This is a genomic window from Natrialba sp. INN-245, from assembly GCF_009807105.1.
Lineage (GTDB): Archaea > Halobacteriota > Halobacteria > Halobacteriales > Natrialbaceae > Natrarchaeobius > Natrarchaeobius swarupiae.
This window is the reverse complement of sequence record NZ_WUBV01000063.1, coordinates 268,430-289,777: the sequence shown is the minus strand read 5'-3', so window position 1 is coordinate 289,777 and position 21,348 is coordinate 268,430. Positions and strand designations below refer to the sequence as shown.

The window sequence follows — 21,348 nt, the reverse complement described above, 5'->3', positions numbered from 1 at the left end:
CCGTATCAGTCGGACTCGGCGTCCGCCGAGGCTGTCGCCGTGATCGCCTCGAGAAGCGTCAGGTCGAACCCCCAGGTGTGGTCGTCCACGCCGTACTGGTCCGATTCGAACCGGTACGTTCCTGCGGGCATACAGCCATCCGCGTCGGGATGGGCGAGTAGGTAGTAGGTGAGGTAGAGACCCCCACTCGCGTCGAGCGTGACCGACCCTCCCTCCCCCTCGGCGTACTCGAGTATCGACTCGAGGAGCCAGGACGACGCCCGCCAGCAGTTGCCGTCGACGTGTTCGCCTCTCGTGTCGTCGCCTTCGATGAGGATCGGTTCGAGGACGAGTCGATCGCCGTTTTCGTTCTCGCCGATGCGGCCGGAAAACGGCGGTTCTGGGCCGGCTTCGACCGTCTGAGCGAAGCTCGTCGCACCGTCGCCAGCGTGATTGTACATCGTGATGTTCAGCTTCGCCGGCGACTCCGGCGTCGCCCCCTCCTCGACTTCGACGCCGAAGCCGATGTCGAGCGCCTCGAGTGCGTCGTCGGTTTCGATCTCGATTCCGTATTCGGGCTCGCTGTCGTCGTCACCGGCCGGAATCGAGGCCAGACAGCCCGCCGTCGCGACCACGCCACCGCCGACAGCTGTAAGCATCGTTCGTCGCTTCATACGGTTCGGAGAAAAATCTGTAAAATAAAACCATCGAGACGGAGATTAAATAGTCGAGTTCGGGCGCTGGATCGGTTCGGCTTCGAGTCTACTCGGTCGGCCCGGTCTCGAGGTCCGACTCCTCGAGAAACAGCGACGGGTCGCCGTGGGAGAACGTCACCCACTGGTCGGAATCGTCGCCGTCGTCTTTCGCGGACGTGTCGACGTCAGAATCCTCGGTGTCGTCCGAGTCCTCCGAACCCGCGGATCGGACGTGAACGAGTAACTCTCCCTCGAGCACCGCCGTTTCGAGTACCGGACGCGCCTCGTCGACGGCGTACGTAAGCGGTACGCAGACCGCGGTCTCGCTCGTCGCGTCGCGTTCGACCGCGAGGGCGAGTCGACGGTCCGTCCCCGCCGCCGGCCGGTAGTACACCTCGGCGTCCGCGAACGTGACGTCCTCGTTCTCGACGAGCGTCTCGAGCAGGCCGTACTCGGCGTCCGACACCAGAACGTCGAAGCCGAACCGATCCTCCCGTTCGCTCGGCGAGACGTCGATCGGCTCGAGGAGGGCGGCGTCCCAGCCGTCTTCGCGGTACTCGTCGGCGATCGACGCCGCGTCCTCGAGCAGTTCGGTCCAGGACGGATCGGTCGTGGGTGCGTCGTCGGTCGAGGGGGAGTGGTCCGGGCCGGATCGTGGCGACATACTCGAGTCTGACGTGGTCGAGCCTCGAAAACGTTACCACGAACCCTCTCACAAATCCTCGGGAACCGACGGGCCGTCGTCGGTCTCCGAGGGACGCGACGCGTTCCCCGGTTTGCCGTCGACGAGGTCGGCAATCGGGCGCGGTTCGGGCTCGTCGTCGCCGGCGAGCGCGGTCTCGAGCGCCGCCCGGACCGTTTCCGGCCCGACGTCGACGCCGGCGTCGGCGAGCGCGCCCACGGCGTCCGGATCGAACGTCAGTCCGAGCGCGCCGTAGACGTCCTCGAGGACGCCCACCAGTTCGTTCCCTCCGTCGACGACGACGATACCGGCAGTGACCGCGGCCTGCTGTCGGACGCGCTGGGCGATACCGACGACCTTTGCCGATCGCGAGTTCCCGTCGCCGGCACCGGACGGGGCAGCGATCGACAGCGAGTGCGAGCCCGGACAGAACGCGCCGTCGGGTTCGCCTCGGCGGGGCTCGAGGCCGACGTCGCCGAGCGCGCGTTCGATGGCCGCGGTCGTCCGCTCGTAGCGATCGTCGATCCCCCGTCGAAAGTCCGCGACCGGCTCAGCGCGGGCGAACGCGATCGTCGTCTCGCCGTCGTAGGCGACGGCTCGACCGCCGACGGCGCGCTCGACCGCCGGGAATCCGCGGGCTCGAGCCGCCTCCAGCGCACGGGAGTAGCCGTCGGTCCCGGCGTCTCGACGGCCGAAGGCGACCTGTCGATGGGGAACCCAGACGCGAGCCGCGGGATCGCCAGCGGCGGCTACCTCGAGGAGACGAGTACTCGCTGCTCGGTCCGTTTCGATCGTCGACGGGCGTCCGCGATACAGCCGCATACGCACGGATTCGGGTCGACGACCCTAAACGCTCCCGTCCCCTCGATTCACGAGAGTGGAGTCGACAGAATGACGGTCGGAGTCCCCGATTCGGTACTCTCTCGCTACGCTCGTTTCTCGCTGTACAACTCGCCGTACCCCGCACACGACCGCGGCTGTGCGATCGACCTCTACCCGGGGACGCTCGAGGACGGGCGCACCACGGCCGCCCCGAGTCCCGTCTCCGGCGTCGTCCGCGAGACGCGGACGGTCCGCGCGCCGCCGAAACCCTACGCACCCACGCACGATCACCTCCTTCTCGTCGACTGCGACGAGCCGCCCGAACTCGAGGGGCTGATCGCGCGTATCCTCCACGTCGAGCCGGCGGTCGAGGCCGGCGACCGCGTCGAGATGGGCGACTCGCTCGGCGAACTCGTCCGCGCGGGCTTTTTCGCCCCCTGGGTCGACAACCACCTCCACGTCGGCGTTCGCCGTCCCGACCAGAACCTCCGGCGGGCGACGGGGTCGCTCCGGCTCGAGCCGGACGTCGAGATCCGACCGCTTGCGTGGGATGGAACCGGAACGGTGGTCGCGACCGGCGAGACGTACGCCGTTCTCGACGCGCCTACCCACCCGAATCCGGGACCGGAGTTCGTCGGGATCGGAGTCGGTCGTGGGAACGGCGACCACGCCGACGGGTTGGCGGGCGTTCTCGACGGCGGGCTCCCCCACTACGACGGCGGCGGCCTCCTCGAGACGAACCACCGGCGAACGCGGGGTGTGTCCGATCACGGGACGCCCGAGGGGCCGCTCACGCTCGCCGGCGAACGAATCGGCACCCTCGAGGCGGACGGTCGGACGATCAGCTGGGACGACGTCGTCGTGACGGCAAACGGCGACCCCGTCACCGGCCTCTCGACGTTCTGCGCTCGAGACGGCGGCTTCGGCGCGAAACTCGTCGGGAGCGATCACGGGCTCGCAGTCGGCGAGCGAGTTCGGGTGGGCGTTCGTCGCGGGTGAGCCGGCTCGGCTACTCCGCTTCCAGGGTCTCGCCGTCGACGACACGACCGACGAACAGCGGCGTCTCCGTCGGCTGATCCCGGACGTAAAAGAGAAACGGGCGATCGACGGTCATCTCGACGCGCTCGGTCTGGGACTCCGCAGTGTCCTCGACGACGACCGCCGTGGCGGCGGCCGCCTCGGTGCCGTCCTCGTCGACCTCGAGGAAACTCTCGTGGAGGATGTCGTCGATGGCCAGCAGTTCGTCGTCGCCGTCGACCATCCCCGTAAAGTCAGCGGAGCCGGCGAACGCTCGCTCCATTCCTAACTCCTGCATGACGTCGACGAGGCTGAACGACGATTCGATTCCGAATTTCGGAAGCTCGAGGTCGACCTCGGGACGCCAGGTCTCCTCGAGCATGATCGCGAGCCGGTCGACCGAGAACGACTCCTCGAAGGCCTCGAACTCGCCCTCGGCAGGACAGACGACGATCATGCTTGTCTCGCCGTTGGCGTAGGGCAACTCGACCAGCTGGTGGCCATCGACCTCGGCGTACCGAAACTCCTCGACCTGGGACATCATCCGGACCTCGCTCTCGGTGCCGTCGAGGCTCGTGAAGGGTTTCGGTTCGGTCCCTGCCTGGTCGAACTCGTACTCCCAGGCCGCGAGGAAGTAGACCGCGTTCGTCAGCACGAGCCGGGTCGCCTCGTCGATCGATCCCTCCGGAAGGAGATCCTCGATTCGGTCGTTCGTCCGACTTTCGACCCACTCGTTTATCTCTTGGCGGGCTTGCTCGGGGCTGTCCCTGAAGTCGACGACGTGCTCGCCGGCTCCGTAGTAGGCCTCGAGCAGGTCGAGGTAGTCGTCGTCGAACGGGTAGGTCTGTTCTGCCCAGACGGCGTTGGCACTCGAGAGCTGGAAGCCGAGGTCGTCCTCGTCTTCGTCGTCGTCATTCTCCCCGTCGTCCGTCCACTCCGGCGTCTCGACTTCGGCACCGTCCTCGTTGCGCCGCTCGAACTCGTCTTCGAGCGCGCCGAAGGCGGCGTGGAGCTCTTCGCCCTCGAGGTCGTAGCGCAGCGCGTCGGCCATCTCCTCGGCGGTCTCGCCGCGTGCGCCGGCGTACGTCATCGCCAGCGCGACGGAGATGCTGTACGGCGAGAAGAAGAGATTGTTGTCGGGCTCGTCCGCTCGAAGTTGAGCGAGCGCCTCGAGCGAGAACGCGACGTTTCCACGCACCTGCTGGGCGAGGGCGTCGATCTCGATATCGGGGTCGGTGACGGGGTCGATCCGTGGGAAGTCGGGAGCCTCCCGGCCGAACGGGCCATCGTCGCCGTCGGCGTCGCCGGTGTCGGTACCGTCGGGATCGGGGTCGTCGTCTCCGTCGGTGTCGTCCGATCCGCCGTTAGCGCCGTCGCTCGTACACCCCGCGCCGCCGGCGAGGAGGGCACCGGTGAGCGCGAGCAGGGACCGCCTATCGGGCGTCATACACGACCCGCCGTGGGGAACGAGTAAACGCTTTGTGATAGGTGAAGGGGACGTTTGAGCGAAACGCGCCCGAACGGGCGACGGGCGATGTGGCTGGGGCGGTTCCCGGCAGTGAACTTTCACTCCGAGCGCACCAATTACGGGTATGGCCGATCAGCCCACGGAGCCCGACGAGCCGTTCCGGGACGACGTGGGAGACGCCGATGTCTACAGGTGCTATCGAACGCTCGTGAACGTGTCTTGGGTGGTGTCTCTCAGCCCGATTTGGACGGGCACATCGTCGTGGCCGACGGCCAGGATGAATAAACGCTCGGCAACCGACGACGAGAGAAGCGGTGCCGTCAAGGGCCTCCCCGTCGGACGGCGTTCCATGACCGACGATCTGCAAGCCGCGATGGCGGAGTTCGACGACCTCGAGGAGGCCGTTGGCTACGTCGTCGAGGAACACCACGAGTTCCTCTCGTGGATCGGGACGACTGTCGACGGCGTCGGCGACGGAACGATGACGCTCTCGATTCCCTACGACGAGAAGCTGACGAATGCGCGCCCGAACGGCCCGACGGACCGGCGGCCGGACATCAACGGCGGCGTCGCGGCGACGCTCGTCGACACCGCCGGCGGCCTCGCGCTTCGAACTGAACTCGAGGACCCGTTCGGCGGCGAGGTTGCGACGATCAACCTGAACGTCAACTACCTCCGGCCGGCGACCGGCGACCTCACCGCGCGGGCGGAGGTCGTTCGAGCCGGCTCGAGCGTCGGCGTCAGCGAGGTCGTCGTCGAGAGTACGACGCCCGACGGCGAGACGCGCGAGGTCGCGACCGGACAGGGAGCGTATCGGCTCTTTCGCGATCGGTAATGTCGTAGTGGACGGAGTGGCGTACTGTCCCTGTGTCCGACCGGGACGGAGTTCGTCCCACGGATCTGACGGACACCAGACGATCAGTTTGTACTCGAAGCGGCGGAATCGCCATCGTGTCGGCCGAACCAGACCCGTGCGTAGAGGAGGAATCCGGCCGTCGCGACGACGAGGAAGTAGAGGTAGATAGCCACCTCGAGGTGTGCGGGAACCACGTCCATATCCACGGACTGATCCGACGGTGCATACGAGTACGGCTGAACTGGTTCGTCTACTATGAGGGCCACCGGCCACGGGCGACGACGGCGAGACGGTCTGCTGTCCGTCAGTACCGCCGCACCCGGAGAACGGGTCGCGGATGCGGCGGCACACAGAGACAGCAATCCGTCTGAGACGGCGGGTACAGCGGTCGAGTTGCAGACGCCAACCGGAATCGGCTCGACTCCTCTCGAGGACAAGAATCGATCACTTTCGAGAACAATCGGATCGGCTACTCTCGAGAGACCATCACGTACCGGATACCGAGATAGACCATGACGAGGCCGAACGTGACGGCGTACAGCGTCGAACCGGCCGTTGCCGCGACGACCAGTGCGGCGCCGTTGAGCGCGATCCCGAAGACGTACATCAAACTGAGTCGACGACGGTTCATCGGCGTTCACCTCCCTCGTTGACGATGGTCGCCGGTCCGCGAATTTCGAGGGACCCGTCCCGATTCGTCTCCGTCCCTTCGAGCACTCGATTCGTCTCCGCCTCCTCGAACGTCCACCACGAATTCGTCCCCTCGAGCGTCCAGCCTGTCACGATCCTACCGACCCTGTCCATACGGAACCTTCGAAGGCGTCGATAAAAACCCTCGTACTACGGCTGGTGGTCGGACAGTCACAGCGGACCGTCTCATACGGTGTCCGTCAGCGCCGGTCGGTCCGCGACCAACCCTGCGATCCCACCGCGACAGCGTTCCGAATCAGACCAGCTCACGGTAGATCCGGCCGAACGACTGTCGGCGCAGCGTCGCGACCGCCGCTTCCTCCTCGTTCTGGAAGGTCGCAGCGACGGCCTCCCCCTCGGGTCCCGCGTGCCAGACGACGTTGTCGACGTTCTCGTTGCCGATCTCGGTGACCTCGCCGTCGTACTCGTCGCGCCACTCGTCGTACTCTTCGCGGGAGCCGACGGCGACCGACAGAAGGCTCGCGAACAGTGCGTCTCGAGCCGTTTCGACGACGTCGCCCGTGACGCGGTCGTCGTACTCCGCGCGGTCGAACGACATCGCCTTGGCGACCTCGCGAACGACCGTCTGGGCCGCGGGACCGACCGATTCGTACGCTTCGCGTGCCTCGGCGGACGACTCGAACTCGAAGGTCCCGACCGTGTGCATACGCGAACCGTCGGGCGTCGGATAGTTACGCGTTTTCGTTCGATCCGATTACGCGGGTTCGTCCGCGTCGTCGGATGGCTGGTCGTCGTCGTCCGACTCGCCGGCGTCGCTCCCGTCTCCGTCGTCTTCGTCGGCGTCTCCGCCCGCCTCCATTCGGCGGGTCAGTTCACGGGCCTCCTCGAGAACGCCCGCCGCCTCGTCCGTCAACTCGCCGCGTCCTGACCGGCGACTCTGTTCTGCGAGTCCGGCCTCGAATCCCGGCGGACGACCCGGCTCGGTGCCGTGGCTCGCGCCCTCGAACGCCGGCGTCTCGATCTCCGGGGCGTGTTCGGCGACGATCTCGCCGAGTTCCGTCGGCGAGCAGTCGCTCCACTCGGGCGCGTGCTTCTCGAGCCACTCGAGGTGGTCCCGACGGCCGAGTGAAGCGGTGACCGCGAGGTGGTTCGCGAGGTGTTCGGCGTCGGCCTGTTCGACGTCACAGACCGGACAGGCGTATCCCATACGGGACCCGTGACCGCGGACGGGTAAAACGTCCACGCACCACGGGACGAGCGGTCGGGTCCCTTCCCCCGAACCTGGTGTTAAATATGGTACACTTCTCCCTCCAGAGCGAGGCCGAACCGTCCACACGACCCCGTCAGTCGCCTGCTTCTTTTCTATCCAGTGAATTTCCCGTGAGAACGAACGTTATGATTTATTGAATTATCTAACACCAATACTTATGTGATGGGAAAGAACAGGAGACAGCATGGGCACGCACGACACGATCGGTGATAACCGACTCGGGCGACGGTCGTTCGTCTCGTTACTCGGGGCGACGGCAGGAGCGTTCGCGCTGTCGGGATCGACGGGCGCGACGGCCGGTGAATCGACCGCGAGCGACGGACTCGAGGCGCTGTCGTTTTACTCGACGGCGTCGCAGGTGAGCGCCGACTACGGGCCGCTGACGGACGACGACCACGTCGTCGCCTGGGCCTCCGAGGAGGCGTCCGTGATGATCGCGGACGAAGAGGGGACCGACGAGGACGACGTCGTCTTCTACGACGACGAGCGTATTCCGCTGATCAGCCAGGACGGCAACGTGATGGGGATCGGCAGCGCCGGCTTTCTGAGCGACGAACGCGGCGGCTTTCACCACGGAAACGAGCAGTTCGTTCTCAACGTCTGGGACGAGCTGATGGGACCCAACAGCACGGTCCTGTGGGACGAGAGCCACCAGCAGTACTGGGACCTCGAGAGTCACCACGTCTTCCGGCGCTACGCGGAAGACCACGGCTACGAGCTACAGGCACTCGAGGAGTTCGACGCCGACGGGACCGTCCTCGAGTTCTACTCGACGGCGAGTCAGATCGCAGCCGACGGCGATGCGCTCACCGAAGACGACCTCGCGGGCGACGACGACCGCTCGGTGCTGGCGTGGGCCGGGACGACGGCGACGAACGTCGACGGAACCGACGAGGGCGCGTACATCTACGGCGACGACGAGCGAATCCCGCTGATCACGCGGGACGGCAACGTCGTCGGCTTCGGTGCGCCGTTCGCCGAGGACGAGAGCGACCGGGACGAGAACAGGGAGTTCGTTCTCAACGTCTGGGACGACGTGATCGACGGCGAGACGGTCTACTGGGACGAGAGTCACGGCCAGTACTACGACGCCTCGCAGTTCGAAGGCCTCGTCTCGGGTGCCGAGGCGGCAGGGTACACCGTCGAACCGACCGACGATCTGCTCGCGGTTCTCGGTGGGAGTTCGGACGATGACGAGACCGGCGACGCCGACGACTCGAGCAGTGACGGCGACACCGACGACTCGAGCGACGGTGACGGAGTCACGGACGCCGACGCGGTGGTCATCACCACCCCCGCGGAGGCGTTTTCGGACGCGGAACTCACGGCGCTCGCGGCGTTCGTCGACGACGGCGGTGCGGTCTTCCTCCACGACCAGTCGGACTTCGGCGGCCACGACGAGACCGACAACGTAAACGAGATCGCCGACGCTCTCGAGTTGGGCTTTCGGTTCAACGCGGACCAGGTCGAAGACGACGCGACTGGCTGGGCTGAGTTCGTGTTCACGACGACCGACTTCGCCGAGGAGTACCTCGAGGGAGACGTCTCGGTCGGACTCGACGAGGCGGACGGCCTCGTGATCACCACGCCCGAGTGGGAGTTCTGGGACTCCGAACTCGAGGCGCTCGAGGCGTTCGTCGACGACGGGGGGAGCGTCTTCCTGTTCGACCAGTCCGATTTCGGCGGGAACGACCAAACGGAGAATTTGAACGAGATCGCCGACCACCTGGATCTCGCATTCCGGTTCAACGGCGGCCAGGTCGAAGACGAGGTCTACAACGCCGGACCGGAGTACGAGCCGCTGTCGACGGAGTTCTCGCCGGCGTTCGACTACTTCGCGGACAGAGAGGGCGTCGCCATCGAATTCGAACGCGGCGAGGAGTACTACGGACGGGTCGTCCGCGTCTTCGACGGCGACACCTTCGAGGTCGAGTTCGACACGGAGTACGGCTACCGCGACGTCGTCCGCCACATCGGGCTCGACACCGCCGAGACGCCGCCCGCGGAGAACGAGCCCGAAGAGTGGTTCGGCATCCCCGACGACGCGGACGAACACCTCTACGAGTGGGGCGCAAACGCCACCGAGTTCTCGCTCGAACTCATGGCACCCGAGGACGCAGAGGCCGGCGACACCGATATCGAAGGCCGTCACGTCAAGATGACGTTCGACGAGAACGAGCCGCTTCGGGGCAACTACGGTCGATTGCTCACTCATATGTACTACGATCCCGACGAGTTTGCGGCCGATTTCGCGACCGACTCGTTCTCGCGAAACTACAACCGCGAGACGATCGAGGAAGGCTACGCCCGCGTCTACTCCTCCGGTTTCTCGAACCACGACGAGTGGTCTGCTCTCGAGGAAGACGCCCTCGCCGAGGGGCGTGGCATCTGGTCGGCGGCCGACTTCGACGCGCTCGAGGCGATCCGCAACGACCCAGTCGAGGAGCTGTTCGTTCCGTCGGCACGGAGCATCCGGAGTGCCGACGGTTGGGGCGGGAGCCCGCTCTCGGACGACCGGGTGGCGGTCTCCGCCTCCTCGAGCGCCGACCAGGAACTCGAAGACGGTGGCGTCGCCTACGACGACGAGGTTCCGCTGGTCGGCGTCGACGAGGACGAACGCGTCGCACTCGTCGGGGGGTTGATGATCCACGAAGAGTACGAGGAAAGCGAGGAGTTCGGCGTCGACACGAGCGGCTACGGCAACTTCCCGTTCCTCTCGAATCTCCTCGATCACCTCTCGGAGACCGAGGGCGACGTCCTCGTCGCCGGCGGACAGGGACAGTTCAACGCCGACGGCTCGCTCTCGCTCGAGCGCTGTCAGTACTATCTCCGCTATCTCGAGGGAGTGGGTCTTCGCCTCCGCCAGATCAACGACCTGCCGGAGACGCTCCCGGCCGAAGCGGAGACGCCACGGGCCGTCCTGGTCACGGCACCGGCTCGAGAGCTCGGATTCGACGAGGTCCTCGCGCTTCGGGAGTTCCGAAACGACGGCGGCGCCATCGTCATGCTCGGCAGTGCCGAGGCGTCGGCCGACCACACGGAGAACCTGAACGATCTCGCGGACGCGCTGAACACCGACCTCCGGTTCAACGCGGACGCGGTCGTCGACGAGGAGCACAATCTAGCAGACGACCCGACCGTACTCGAGACGACGGCCTTCGACGAGGCGTTCCCGCTGTTCGACGCCTACGATCCATCGGCACACGACGAAGACGAAGACGAAGCGCCCGGAAACAGCGGCGACGCGCCGGGCCACCAGGGCGACTGTCCGGGCAACAGCGGCGACGCCCCCGCCGCCAGTGACGGCTGTCCCGGAAACAGCGGCAAGGCACCTCGAGGGAGCGGTCCCGGCAACGGCGGTGGGCCACCAGGACACGCTGGCAACGGCGGTGGGCCGCCAGGACACGCTGGCAACGGCGGTGGACCACCAGGGCACGCTGGCAACGGCGGTGGACCACCAGGGCACGCTGGCAACGGCGGTGGCGGGCCGCCTGGCAAATAGTGGTCGGCTAACCGGCAATCGAGCCGGAGCCACTCTCACAGTTCAGGCCGGCGATACAACCGACGGGGCCCCTTCACGCCCGTATGGACGAGACGGACATCGAGACGAGCGCGTACGGCGACGAAATCGCCGGCGCGGAGACGTTCGCGGAGCAGTCGCGTCGGCGAGCCGAAACCGAACGCGACGCCGTCGAGTGGGCAATCGAGGAACTCGAGTCGGAGGTATCCACACAGGGTGTCGACCTCGAGCCGTTGCTCGAGTACGCCCGCCGGAGTCGTGAGAGTCTCCCGGATCGTCACCGGCGAGCCTATGAGGCGATGGCCGCCGCATTCGACGTCGATTCCGACACCTACGAGGTGTACGTCTTTGCGTTTGCAGACCTCTGTGAGCAGCTGGCCGAGGGGACGGGACGATCGGAGAAGAACCCGAAGGGGTGTACGAACGCGCTGGTCTCGAGTCCGAAGGCCGATCTCGACGCCGTCGACGGGCCGCTCGTGTGCAAGAACCGGGACGTCGCAGGACGGGGCGTCCGTCCCAAATCGATCGTCGAGCAGCCGCCGATCGACGGCTACCACGGCTTCCTGACAGTCGACACCTGCGGAACGATCTCGATCTTCAAGGGCGTCAACGACCAGGGGCTCGTGGCCGCGAACACCTACATCGACAGCGAGCGCGACGACGTCGACCCCGAACACCAGCTCCGGAACGGAACCGTCATCCGGATCGTCCTCGAGGAGTGTGCCACCGTCGCCGAGGCGCGGACGCTACTCGAGTCGTACCCGACGCGCCGGCTGATGGGCCAGACGCTGTTTCTCGCCGACGACACCGACGCCGTCCTGCTCGAGATAGATCCCGTCGCCGAGCGGATCGCGGTCGACGACGAGCGGGTCGTGACGCGGACGAATCACTTCGTGAACTCCCGCTCGACGGAAACCGAGAGTTCGACGATCCGGCGGGAGCGAGCGCTCGAGTTGCTCGAAGAGAAGGGGCGACTCGACCGGGACGATCTGTGGGAGATCGCACAGGATCACGAGAACGGGCCGGGCGACGACTCGATCTGTCGCCATCCGGATCCCGAGACGGACGAGCCACACGCGTTCGGCCAGCTGACGACCGCGAGCACGGCGATCTTCGAGGGCGGATCGCCGACGATCGAGTTCGCGATGGGCACCCCCTGTGAAACCGAGCGGGCGCGGTGTTCGTTCGGCGAGGAGATTCCGGCCGACCTGCGGACGGGGGCGCGGTGGCTCGAGCGGATGCACTGATTCGACCGACCGAAGTTCGACCGTCAGACGCGAACGCGGTGTCGGTCGAGGTCGGCCTCGAGTCGCGTTGCAGCCTCGAGACGGAGCCGCTTTGCGCGCCGTTTCGAGAGTCGCGCGTCGGGCAACCGATCGGCCAACGGATCGTACGCCGACGGCGAGAACCCGAACCGCCGCAGGTAGCTTCGGACGCGCTCCGACTCGAGCCCCTCGTGGATCGCCGTGTCGGCGATCTCCTCGACGGTGTCGAAGACGGGCAGTGGAACCTCGTCGTCGATACCCCCCGTCGGTTCGGTATCGGCGGCTGGAACGGACGAATCAGTCTCGAGAACGGAACTGGCCGAGTCAGCGTCGAGGACGGTGGTGCCACGCTCGTCCGCTCGCGTGACGACCGATCGGACCTCCCCGGCGAGGCGGAGCACCTGGCTCGGGAGGGCTGCGTCGGGTGAGCGCCACTCCACGGTCGGCATCGCCTTCCGGAGCCGGACCGGCGTCCACACCGCGTCGTAGGGCGTAAACTCGTCGTCGAACGTTTCGGGGTCGACGCCGCGGTCGATCGCGCGCTCGCGGAACCGCTCGTAGGCGCCCTCGAGCCGTTGTTCCCACTCCGTGACGCTGTCGACGTACGACCAGAGCTGTCCCTGACCGGGACAGGGGCCGTAACACGACCGGCGGTAGAGGTACGGGCGGGCACACTCGAGGAGGTGCTCGCCGCGGTAGTGTGAGGCACTGTTGACGAGCGCGAACGCGGGATCGATCGCCGTCACGGCGTTGAGTTGATCCGCGACGTTCGACCGCTCGAAGTGGAGGTGGGTCCCGGCACAGACGCGGGCGTCGTCGAACGTCGGTCCCACGATCTGACGCTGGAGTTCGGTTCCTCGCTTCTCCCGATAGGGAATCTCCGACGGCGTCGCGTACAGCGGCGTCGAAAGTGGCACGAGACGTTTCTCCTGGTCGCATGCGGCGTCGACGACCGTTCGAATCCGTTCCGTGAACTCCTCGCGGAGTTCGGCCATCGATCCGCACGGACTCGTTTTGATCTCGATCATCGGCTCGACGAACTCGGGATCGATCCACTCGGCGACGTCGAGCAGTGTGTCGGGCGAGCACAGGTCGCCCTCGTCGTCGACGACCCAGTACTCGACCTCGAGGCTAGTGTTCATGGATATCTCTGTTGGATGACGGTCGGACGACGACCCCGGAGAACCGCCGGGGCGTAAACGGGCACGATCGAGATGCGAGTTCACGTCGCGTCGAGAACTCGTCCCGTCGTCCAATCTCCCTCTCCTGTGGTAGCCCGTGGTAGGAAACACCAGCGTGAATCCATTGAGCCTGCGTACGAAGGGAAATGCGAGAACGTGACGAACGACCCTCGAGACGGCCGAGATCCGATCCGTCCAACGAGACGTTCCGGAGTCACTCGAGCGGGTCCTCTCGACGCCACTCGAGCGGAGTTCGTCGGAGACGACCACGGCTGCGGCTCCCGTCCACGGAGGAGTGAGTCGGTTTGCCGACTACTGACGCGAGTGTTACGTGGTTGGTTCGAGGTCCCTGCTAGATTGATACGTCTGGGAGGATATGATATACCACGTATGAGCGACGAAACGAGTGCGGACGAAACCGAAGCGGACTCGCCATCAGTGATCGTCGTCGGCGGCGGGCCGGCCGGACTGAGCGCCGCGCTGTTTACCGCGAAAAACGGCCTCGAGACGACGGTCTTCGACGCCGACGGGACGTGGATGCACAAGGCCCACCTCTTCAACTACCTGGGGATCGGCTCGGTCGGCGGCAGCGAGTTCATGTCGACGGCGCGCCAGCAGGTCGACGACTTCGGCGCCGAGCGCCGGCAGGACGAGGAGGTAACCGACATAGAGCGAGCCGATGAAGGCTTCGTTGTCGAGACCGACGACGGAACGTACGACGCGGCGTACGTCGTGTTGGCGACCGGCGCGAACCGCGACCTGGCCGAAGAGCTTGGGTGTGCGTTCGCGGACGACGTGGTCGACGTCGGCGTCGAGATGGAGACGAGCGTCGAGGACGTCTACGCGACGGGTGCAATGGTTCGCACGGAGGAGTGGCAGGCCGCCATTTCCGTCGGCGACGGCGCTGCCGCGGCACTCAACATCCTCTCGAAGGTACGCGGCGAGCACTTCCACGACTTCGACGTCCCGGCAGACGCCGAACGCGTTTTCGGCGACGTCGTCGCGGAGTAACCACGATGTCCGACGAATCTACCACCCCAGTCACGCCAGAACCGCCCGACAGCCCCTTCCAGACGACGGGTACTGACCACATCACCATCTGGGGGAGCAACGAGGAAGACACCGTCGCGTTCTACCGCGACCTCCTCGGGATGCCTCTCGTGTTGCGCCAGCCGAACCTCGACGACCCATCCCAGACCCATCTCTTCTTCGACACCGGCGACGGGCGCATCCTGACGTTCTTCGTCAGCGACGACCGCCCCTCCAATCGCCGCGGCCAGCGCGGCGGCGTCGGGGCCGTCCACCACCTCTGTTTCAGCGTCGACCCCGAGGAGTACGAGGACGTCATGGAGTCACTCGAGCACGCGGGTCACCGCTACAACGTCTTCGATCGGGGGATCTTCCACTCGATCTACACGAACGACAACAACGGGCTCGTGATCGAACTCAGCACCGACAAGTACGAGATTCCCGACGACCGCCGCGGCGAGGTGCTCGCCACGGCACAGGAACTCCGCGAGGCCGACGGAGCCGACTACGCCAAAGACGAACACCTCCGCGGGGCGATCGAAGAACTCGGCCTCGAGGTGATCGAACACGACCTCCCCGACGCCAGCGCCGGCGTCGGTGGTGTCGAATGAGCGCGGACGAGAGGCCACACCAGGACCAGTCGCTCCTGTCGGCCGGCACGCCCCTCGAGGAGGCCGAGGCGGCGGTCGTGCTCGTCCACGGCCGCGGCGCGACCGCAGAGAGCATCCTCGGGATGGGAACCGAGATTCACCGCGAGGGCGTCGCGTTGCTCGCGCCACAGGCGGCGGGTCGCCAGTGGTACCCGAACTCGTTTCTCCAGCCCGTCGAGACGAACGAACCCGGGCGAACCTCGGGGCTGCAGACGATCGCCAGCGCGCTCGAGGACGCAGACGACGCCGGGATTCCGGCCGAACGCGCGATGGTCGTCGGCTTCTCGCAGGGCGGCTGTCTCGGAACCGAGTTCGTCGCGCGCAACCCGCGTCGCTACGGCGGGGTGGCTGCGCTTAGCGGCGGTCTCATCGGCGAGTCGATCGACCACGACGACTACCTCGAGACCGACGGCGTCTCCGCGAGCGAGACGAACGAGGGCTCGTCGGAGCAAAGCGCCGACGGCGACCTCGAGGGGACCCCCGTGTTCGTCGGCTGTAGCGACGTCGACCCACACATTCCGCTCGAACGCGTCCGCGAGACGACGTCCGTCCTCGAATCCCTCGGTGCCGACGTCACCGAGCGCATCTACGAGGGGATGGGCCACGGCGTCAACGAGAACGAACTCGAGTTCGTGTCGGGGATGGTCGACGACCTGCTCACGGACGAAGACGATTAACTGTCACGCATCGAGACCGAACCCCCTCTTATGCCGTTCGGTCACGTACGGTGTGTCGTGGCCTCACACCCGGCGGACAGACGTGCGTTCCTGTCGACTGCGACCCTCGCGCTTGCCGCGGCCGTCGCGGGCTGTCTGAGCGAGGAGCGTGAGGACGGAGGTGACACTGAGGAACCGGTCGTCGACGTCGCCGAGGCGACCGCGAGCGAAGGCGAGACCGACCCCGGCGCGTGGGCGAACGTCGACGAAATTCGACTCGACGGCTACGTCGGCGGCTGGGTCGGCGTCTCCCCCGACCACGTCGATCGGATCGAGAACCCGACGCTGGTGCTAACCGAGGGCCGCGAGTACGAGCTCACCTGGACGAACCAGGATGGCGTCAAGCACAACCTGGCGATCCACGACGACGAGGGTGAAGTGGTCGACGAGTACGCGACCGGCGTCAGCGAGGATACCGGCGCGACCGCGACCCTCGAGTTCGTCGCACGACCCGAGATGGCGACCTACATCTGCGAGCACCAGCCCGCGATTCAGTACGGCGAAGTCGTCGTCCTCGAGGACACCGACGGGTCAGCGACGCACTGATCGCCCGATGGTGAGACCCATGGGTCCGGCAGGTCAGCGAACGACGGTGACCGGAACCGGCGATCGCCGGACGACCCGTTCGGCGACGCTTCCGAGCAATACGCGAGAGACACCGCTCCGGCCGTGGCTACCCAGGATAACGTGGTCGACGTCGTGCTCCTCGGCGAACGCGACGATCTCTCGGGCCGGTTGGCCGACCGTTACCTCGGTCCTGAACTCGACGTCGTCGGGGTTCTCGAACTCGGGAACCTCGTCGAACCCCTTCTCGGCGATCTCGTCCCGACGGTCTTTGAGATACTCCCTCGCGAGATCGATGCCTGCGGTCGTCGATCCGCTCGCTGCCTCGGCGACGCGCAACAGGACGATATCTTCGTCCGGATAGGTCGCGAACGCGTGTTCGGCCGCTTTCCGCGCCGGCGTGGAGCCGTCGAACGCGACGAGAACTGTCATGATACCGGATAGCACTGCTCGAGGCTAAAATATATCGACGAATCCAGTCGCTCGACAATTCGGACGGACTGCTGTGACGGTGTGTCGGTGTGACGAGAGTATCGTAGAGCTATTCCTGCGCAAGTACCTTTTTCTCGTCGGGTTCGCTCGCGTCACTCGCTCACCGCTCCTCCAAAAATCTACGCTAAAAAGCCGCCTTCGCGGGCGATGCCCGCTCCGGCGGTGAACCACTCGCTCCGCTCGTGGATGCTCGTCGCGGTAACGCCTCCACCTGTATAACCGTTTGCTGGTTGTCACAGAGAGGTTTTGACATCAGAAATATTATACTTTTGGTGCGACCGCAAGACTGCCTCGGTCGCGCCGAAACTGACGGACGGCGGTCCGTATCACTCCGGTACTCGCGCGATTACCGTTCGAATCCATCTTCGAACTGGAAGGTCCCGTCGCGTTGCACCACTTCGCCGTCGACCTCGATGAACGAGTCCTCGCTCATGTCGACGATCATGTCGACGTGGACGGCGGAGTCGTTTTGCTCATTGTCCTCGCCGACAGTGTCGTCGTAGGCACGACCGACTGCCATGTGGACGGTGTCGCCCATCTTCTCGTCGAACAGCATGTTGTACGTGAACTGGTCGATGTCGCGGTTCATCCCGATGCCGAGTTCGCCCAGCCGCCGAGCGCCGTCGTCGGTGTTCAGCACCTCGGTGAGGACGTCCTCGTTTTTCGCCGCGGAGTGGCTCACGACCTCGCCGCCCTCGAACTCGAGGAAGACGTCCGTGATCTCCCGACCCTGGTGATAGAGCGGCATGTCGAACAGCACCTCGCCCTCGACGCTGTCGGGGACGGGGGCAGTGAAGACCTCGCCACCAGGGAGGTTGTGCTCGCCGTGGTCGTTGATCGTCGGATTGCCCGACAGTGACATGGTTACGTCGGTCGTGTCGCCGCTTTTGATCCGAATCTCGTCGGCCGGGTCGAGGATCTCGACCATGTTTTCCTGGTGGTCGCGCTGGGCCTCCCAGTCTTTGTTGACGGCGTCCCAGACGAAGTTCTCGTAGCCCTCCGTGCTCATTTCGGCGAGCTGGGCGTTCGCCGGCGCGGGGAACTGGGTCAGACACCAGCGCTTCGAGAGCCGTTCCTCTAAGATCGGTCGGTGGGCCTGACTGTACGCCGCGCTGGTCTCTGGGTCGACGTCCGCAGTCTGGGTCACGTTGTCGCTCGCCCGGATCGCGATGTAGACGTCCGTCTGCTCGATGAGCGCGAGTTCGTGTTCCGGGGTATCGAAATCGGGAGTCTCGCTTTCGTCGCCCGCAGCCCGAAGGTACGCACGCTGCTGTCGTTTGCCGGTCCGCTGGCTCGTCGTCACCGGGTTCGCTCCCCGGTCGCCGATCACCTCGTGGAGGGCGACGACCAGGTCCTCGGCGACGGGGTGGGCGTCGACGACGACGTTGTCTCCCTCCTCGAGATCGACCGAGTGGGTGGCAATGATCTCGGCATGTTCGCGAATGCGCGGGTCCATGTCACACAGGTCTTCGAGCGGGCGGATACCGTTTTCGAATCGGCGACTCGCGGCGACCGGCTGGACGCGAGATCACTCGAGGCGACTCCCGACGGCTCGGCTATCGGCTTTCGCCACGGTTCGCCAGGAAGAGTCCGAGGTAGATCGAGGCCAGCGCACAGACGACTCCCGCAGCGAAGGCGAGGGTGTACGGCGACTCGAGGGCGAGCGCGTCGTCCTCGAGCACCCAGCCGGTGAAACCGGCGATCACCAGGGCGATCGCTGCGAGACGGAGGACGGAGACGACCCGGAGAGGGGTGTTCACACTCGAGTCCCCGGATTCGGGTTCGGTCACGAGTTCACCGTCCGTCCCGATCGTCGTCCAGTTTTCGGTCGGCGGTCGATTCCCGGCCGAACGGGTGTCGACACACTTACTCTACCGACTCCGCGGACTTCGACGGGCGGCGGAATCTGTCCGGATCGACCGCGTGCGCCAGGGGCTCGAACTCGGTTTCGAGCGGATAGCTGAGGACGTCGTCCGGGTTCGCGAGTATCCGACCGAGGACGACCTCGGAGATTCGGGCGACGGGGTTCCAGGTGTCGTAGTAGACGTCGTAGACGTGTTCCATCTCTTCGGTTTCCATGTACTGAAGAAGTGAGTAGCCGTCCGGTCGTCGCTCGAGAAAGACCGACTCCGTGTACATTTCCTCCGCCTCGATCATCGCCTGACTCCACGTTTCGATCGGGCCAAGCTCCAGTTCGCCCTCGATCACCCGCCGCGAGAGCGACGCCATCCAGTCGGCGAACCGCCCCGGGAGCCCCGAGTTGAGGTCCATCCGGACCAGTTCGACGTCGACCGTCCGTTCCGACGCGAGTTCCGGGCCAGCGAGCACCGCTCGGTCGGTCGGTTCGATCGCTCGCGGCCGGTTCGGGTGGACGGCGTGAACGATCATCTCCCGGTCCACCGGTTCCGTCTCCGGACGTACCGCGTCGTGGTCGACGGGGAACGCATCGGCGAGCACCGTCTCCGGGTCGTCCCACGTTGCGGTCACGGAACGTGGAACCTCGACGTACCAGACGAGTTCGGGCTGGTCCGTTCGATCGACGAACAACGACGCCGTCGTCGCCGCATCGACGCCAAGCAACCAGTCGGGATCGTCCTCGGCACACCGGCGCCGCACCTCGGCGACGATCCCCTCGAGCGCATCTGCATCGAGTCCGTCCGCATCGAGCCGTCGTCGGACGAGGAACGCGGCCGCGTGGCGCTCCGTGACGACCTCGTCGTCGACCGCCTCCGAACCGACACCGTCATCGACCGCGACCGAACCGAGATCGTCGCCCGCCGTCGTCGAATCACGCCCACTCGATCGGAACCGACGCCAGAGGAACACACCGGCAAGTGTCGCGATTCCAGCCACGAGTCCGTACCGCCGCCATCCTCGGGAGCTTTCCGTCATACCCGAGAGGAGAGACCGAACGGAAATCGGATTAATCACGAAACACATCGGTGTTTTATATATTAAGAGTCCATCTCGAGAGGCGATGAAGTCGATGCACGTGTCCCTCGCACACGACGAGGAAACGCTCTCGCCGATCCACGCGGCGATCTGTGACTCCCCCGAACTCGAGCGGGAGGTCGTCCTCGGCGGGCAGTCGGTCGACGGCGTCGAGACGATCACCTCGTTCGTCACCGGCGAGCCATCCGCGTACGAGTCGGTCCTCGCGGACCTCGAGGGCGTCCGGGAGTACGACATCACGCCCACGGACGACGGCTTTTTCGTGTATCTCCGTCGGGAACTCGAGTCCGAAGGACTGTCGTTACTGAACGCGCTCGCCCAGGAGACGGTCGTCGTCGTGCCGCCGATCGAGCTTCGCGCCGATCGAACGATCCGACTGACGGTCGTCGGCCACCCGGCGGATCTCACCGACGTCCTCGAGGAGCTGTCGACGGGCGTGATCGCCGACGTCCTCTGGGTGAGCGACTCCGTGACGGTCGCCGAGACGCCCGTCTCCGATCGCCAACTCGAGGCACTCGAGGCCGCCCGCGACGTCGGCTTCTACGAGATTCCGCGACGAAACGGGATCGAGGCAGTCGCGGCGAAACTGGATTGTGCGGTCTCGACGGCGTCGGAACTGGTCCGTCGCGGCGAGGCCAACGTTGTCGGGCGAACGCTCGAGACGCAGCTGTGATTCGGTTCGCTTCGGGTGGGTCACGGCGTCTGGATACCGTCAGTCACCACCGACGTCCGCTTTTCGAGCGAGGAGGGTGTAACACGTCTCGAGGAAGAATCTGTCGACGAGTTCGCTCACCGCGAACACCGCGGCGACGGAAGCGGGGACGTCGCCGTCGGGATTCCAGTTGGCGTACCAGCGGAGAAACCGCCGGAGAAACGGGTTCGCGATCCGTGCAGGCCCCTCGGGGATGGGTCCGATGTCGATTACTGCCAACGGGGCTCCGGGAGTGAGGTGTCGGTGAACGTTCTCGACCGCCTCGCGAACGTCCGGCATCACGCTCATCGAGAGCGTGGCGATTGCCGCGTCGAAGCGCTCCTCGAACTCGACCGTCGTTGCGTCCGCACGGCGGACCTCGACGTTCTCCCAGCCGTGACGGTCGATCCGATCTCGTGCCTTCTCGACCATCTCGGGGCTGTAATCGACGGCGACGAGCGTTCCGTCGTCGCCGATGTCCTGACGGACCCGCTCGAAGTTGACCCCTGGTCCGCAGCCGATATCGAGGACCCGGTCGCCCGGCTCGAGTCCCAGTTCGTCGATCGCAGCCTCGCGCATCGGTTCGAAGTCCCGCTCGCTCAGACGGTAGTAGTCGCTCCACCGGTCCCACATCGTCCGACTTCGCTCGAGGTGGTCGTCGTACGCCGTCGAGTCGGTCGGTTCCCCCTCGGTCGTCGCGTTCGATGTTCGGCTGGCCATACAGATACTCGAGTCGAAATCGTGGTGTATCTACTCACGAAATCTATCGTGTATTTATATAGGGATCGCTGGCAACCGAACGGCGGTCGTCTCGAGCAACTGGAACCCCCGTCCGCTCTCCGGCGACC

General features: G+C 65.7%; 24 protein-coding genes. 9 read left to right on the top strand and 15 right to left on the bottom strand.

Going from position 1 to position 21,348, the window contains the following annotated elements; translation table 11 throughout:
• Positions 1–5: 5 nt before the first annotated feature.
• The 3 genes from GRS80_RS17930 to GRS80_RS17920 all read right to left on the bottom strand — a co-directional run bounded on the left by GRS80_RS17930 (position 6) and on the right by GRS80_RS17920 (position 2,178).
• Positions 6–653 carry a hypothetical protein gene (locus GRS80_RS17930; protein WP_160048737.1) on the bottom strand — a complete coding sequence of 216 codons (648 nt, stop codon included), beginning with the start codon at positions 651–653 and terminating at the stop codon, positions 6–8.
• Between the two features lie 88 nt (positions 654–741).
• Positions 742–1,338: a hypothetical protein gene (locus GRS80_RS17925; RefSeq protein WP_160048736.1), complete on the bottom strand. Its 597-nt coding sequence runs from the start codon at positions 1,336–1,338 to the stop codon at positions 742–744.
• A 48-nt stretch (positions 1,339–1,386) separates the two neighbouring features.
• Positions 1,387–2,178, bottom strand: coding sequence for a lipoate--protein ligase family protein (locus GRS80_RS17920; protein ID WP_235019780.1), 792 nt, complete (start codon positions 2,176–2,178; stop codon positions 1,387–1,389).
• A gap of 69 nt (positions 2,179–2,247) precedes the next feature.
• On the opposite strand from GRS80_RS17920, the gene GRS80_RS17915 reads away from it, so the two are divergent.
• Positions 2,248–3,177 (top strand): hypothetical protein, encoded by a 930-nt coding sequence (locus tag GRS80_RS17915; RefSeq protein WP_160048735.1) that lies wholly within the window; start codon positions 2,248–2,250, stop codon positions 3,175–3,177.
• A gap of 10 nt (positions 3,178–3,187) precedes the next feature.
• On the opposite strand, the gene GRS80_RS17910 is transcribed toward GRS80_RS17915, so the two are convergent.
• Positions 3,188–4,642, bottom strand: coding sequence for a serpin family protein (locus GRS80_RS17910; protein ID WP_160048734.1), 1,455 nt, complete (start codon positions 4,640–4,642; stop codon positions 3,188–3,190).
• Between the two features lie 370 nt (positions 4,643–5,012).
• Here GRS80_RS17910 and GRS80_RS17905 point away from each other — a divergent pair, with 370 nt between their 5' ends.
• Positions 5,013–5,498: a PaaI family thioesterase gene (locus GRS80_RS17905; protein ID WP_160049072.1), complete on the top strand. Its 486-nt coding sequence runs from the start codon at positions 5,013–5,015 to the stop codon at positions 5,496–5,498.
• 83 nt (positions 5,499–5,581) lie between these two features.
• Here GRS80_RS17905 and GRS80_RS20520 read toward each other — a convergent pair whose 3' ends face one another.
• From GRS80_RS20520 to GRS80_RS17890, 5 genes are all read right to left on the bottom strand, one after another.
• Complete coding sequence (locus tag GRS80_RS20520; RefSeq protein ID WP_200840421.1) at positions 5,582–5,719, bottom strand: hypothetical protein; 138 nt, start codon at positions 5,717–5,719, stop codon at positions 5,582–5,584.
• 269 nt (positions 5,720–5,988) lie between these two features.
• A complete protein-coding gene (locus tag GRS80_RS20515; RefSeq protein ID WP_200840420.1) occupies positions 5,989–6,150 on the bottom strand; it encodes a hypothetical protein in 162 nt (53 codons plus the stop codon).
• On the bottom strand, positions 6,147–6,323 hold the full coding sequence (locus GRS80_RS17900) for a hypothetical protein (protein ID WP_160048733.1): 177 nt from the start codon (positions 6,321–6,323) through the stop codon (positions 6,147–6,149). Before GRS80_RS17900 ends, GRS80_RS20515 begins: the two co-directional genes overlap by 4 nt.
• A gap of 142 nt (positions 6,324–6,465) precedes the next feature.
• The gene (locus GRS80_RS17895) at positions 6,466–6,876 is read right to left on the bottom strand and encodes a DUF5809 family protein (RefSeq protein WP_160048732.1); all 411 of its coding nucleotides are present in this window, start codon (positions 6,874–6,876) and stop codon (positions 6,466–6,468) included.
• Positions 6,877–6,924: 48 nt separating this feature from the next.
• The gene (locus GRS80_RS17890; protein WP_160048731.1) at positions 6,925–7,377 is read right to left on the bottom strand and encodes a DUF5810 domain-containing protein; all 453 of its coding nucleotides are present in this window, start codon (positions 7,375–7,377) and stop codon (positions 6,925–6,927) included.
• A 247-nt stretch (positions 7,378–7,624) separates the two neighbouring features.
• On the opposite strand from GRS80_RS17890, the gene GRS80_RS17885 reads away from it, so the two are divergent.
• Complete coding sequence (locus tag GRS80_RS17885; protein WP_160048730.1) at positions 7,625–10,942, top strand: thermonuclease family protein; 3,318 nt, start codon at positions 7,625–7,627, stop codon at positions 10,940–10,942.
• A gap of 83 nt (positions 10,943–11,025) precedes the next feature.
• Positions 11,026–12,207, top strand: coding sequence for a C45 family peptidase (locus GRS80_RS17880; protein WP_160048729.1), 1,182 nt, complete (start codon positions 11,026–11,028; stop codon positions 12,205–12,207).
• Positions 12,208–12,230: 23 nt separating this feature from the next.
• On the opposite strand, the gene GRS80_RS17875 is transcribed toward GRS80_RS17880, so the two are convergent.
• Complete coding sequence (locus GRS80_RS17875) at positions 12,231–13,367, bottom strand: glutamate--cysteine ligase (RefSeq protein WP_160048728.1); 1,137 nt, start codon at positions 13,365–13,367, stop codon at positions 12,231–12,233.
• 429 nt (positions 13,368–13,796) lie between these two features.
• Here GRS80_RS17875 and GRS80_RS17870 point away from each other — a divergent pair, with 429 nt between their 5' ends.
• Genes GRS80_RS17870 through GRS80_RS17855 form a run of 4 tightly spaced genes read left to right on the top strand, consistent with a single transcriptional unit; the run spans position 13,797 to position 16,347 of the window.
• Positions 13,797–14,417: an NAD(P)/FAD-dependent oxidoreductase gene (locus tag GRS80_RS17870; RefSeq protein WP_149079773.1), complete on the top strand. Its 621-nt coding sequence runs from the start codon at positions 13,797–13,799 to the stop codon at positions 14,415–14,417.
• A 5-nt stretch (positions 14,418–14,422) separates the two neighbouring features.
• Positions 14,423–15,046 carry a VOC family protein gene (locus GRS80_RS17865; protein ID WP_160048727.1) on the top strand — a complete coding sequence of 208 codons (624 nt, stop codon included), beginning with the start codon at positions 14,423–14,425 and terminating at the stop codon, positions 15,044–15,046.
• Positions 15,043–15,762: a dienelactone hydrolase family protein gene (locus GRS80_RS17860; RefSeq protein ID WP_160048726.1), complete on the top strand. Its 720-nt coding sequence runs from the start codon at positions 15,043–15,045 to the stop codon at positions 15,760–15,762. Before GRS80_RS17865 ends, GRS80_RS17860 begins: the two co-directional genes overlap by 4 nt.
• A 57-nt stretch (positions 15,763–15,819) precedes the next feature.
• On the top strand, positions 15,820–16,347 hold the full coding sequence (locus GRS80_RS17855; protein ID WP_343161642.1) for a hypothetical protein: 528 nt from the start codon (positions 15,820–15,822) through the stop codon (positions 16,345–16,347).
• A gap of 33 nt (positions 16,348–16,380) precedes the next feature.
• Here the strand turns inward: GRS80_RS17855 and GRS80_RS17850 are convergent, their stop codons facing one another.
• From GRS80_RS17850 to GRS80_RS17835, 4 genes are all read right to left on the bottom strand, one after another.
• The gene (locus GRS80_RS17850; protein WP_160048725.1) at positions 16,381–16,797 is read right to left on the bottom strand and encodes a universal stress protein; all 417 of its coding nucleotides are present in this window, start codon (positions 16,795–16,797) and stop codon (positions 16,381–16,383) included.
• A gap of 406 nt (positions 16,798–17,203) precedes the next feature.
• On the bottom strand, positions 17,204–18,313 hold the full coding sequence (locus GRS80_RS17845) for an aminopeptidase (protein WP_160048724.1): 1,110 nt from the start codon (positions 18,311–18,313) through the stop codon (positions 17,204–17,206).
• Between the two features lie 100 nt (positions 18,314–18,413).
• Positions 18,414–18,647, bottom strand: a complete 234-nt coding sequence (locus GRS80_RS17840) for a hypothetical protein (RefSeq protein ID WP_160048723.1) — start codon at positions 18,645–18,647, stop codon at positions 18,414–18,416.
• Positions 18,648–18,723: 76 nt separating this feature from the next.
• Positions 18,724–19,749, bottom strand: coding sequence for a DUF6176 family protein (locus tag GRS80_RS17835; protein ID WP_200840418.1), 1,026 nt, complete (start codon positions 19,747–19,749; stop codon positions 18,724–18,726).
• 85 nt (positions 19,750–19,834) lie between these two features.
• Here GRS80_RS17835 and GRS80_RS17830 point away from each other — a divergent pair, with 85 nt between their 5' ends.
• Positions 19,835–20,482, top strand: coding sequence for a helix-turn-helix domain-containing protein (locus GRS80_RS17830; protein ID WP_160048722.1), 648 nt, complete (start codon positions 19,835–19,837; stop codon positions 20,480–20,482).
• A 39-nt stretch (positions 20,483–20,521) separates the two neighbouring features.
• Here the strand turns inward: GRS80_RS17830 and GRS80_RS17825 are convergent, their stop codons facing one another.
• Positions 20,522–21,133 (bottom strand): class I SAM-dependent methyltransferase, encoded by a 612-nt coding sequence (locus GRS80_RS17825; protein WP_235019801.1) that lies wholly within the window; start codon positions 21,131–21,133, stop codon positions 20,522–20,524.
• Positions 21,134–21,348 lie beyond the last annotated feature (215 nt).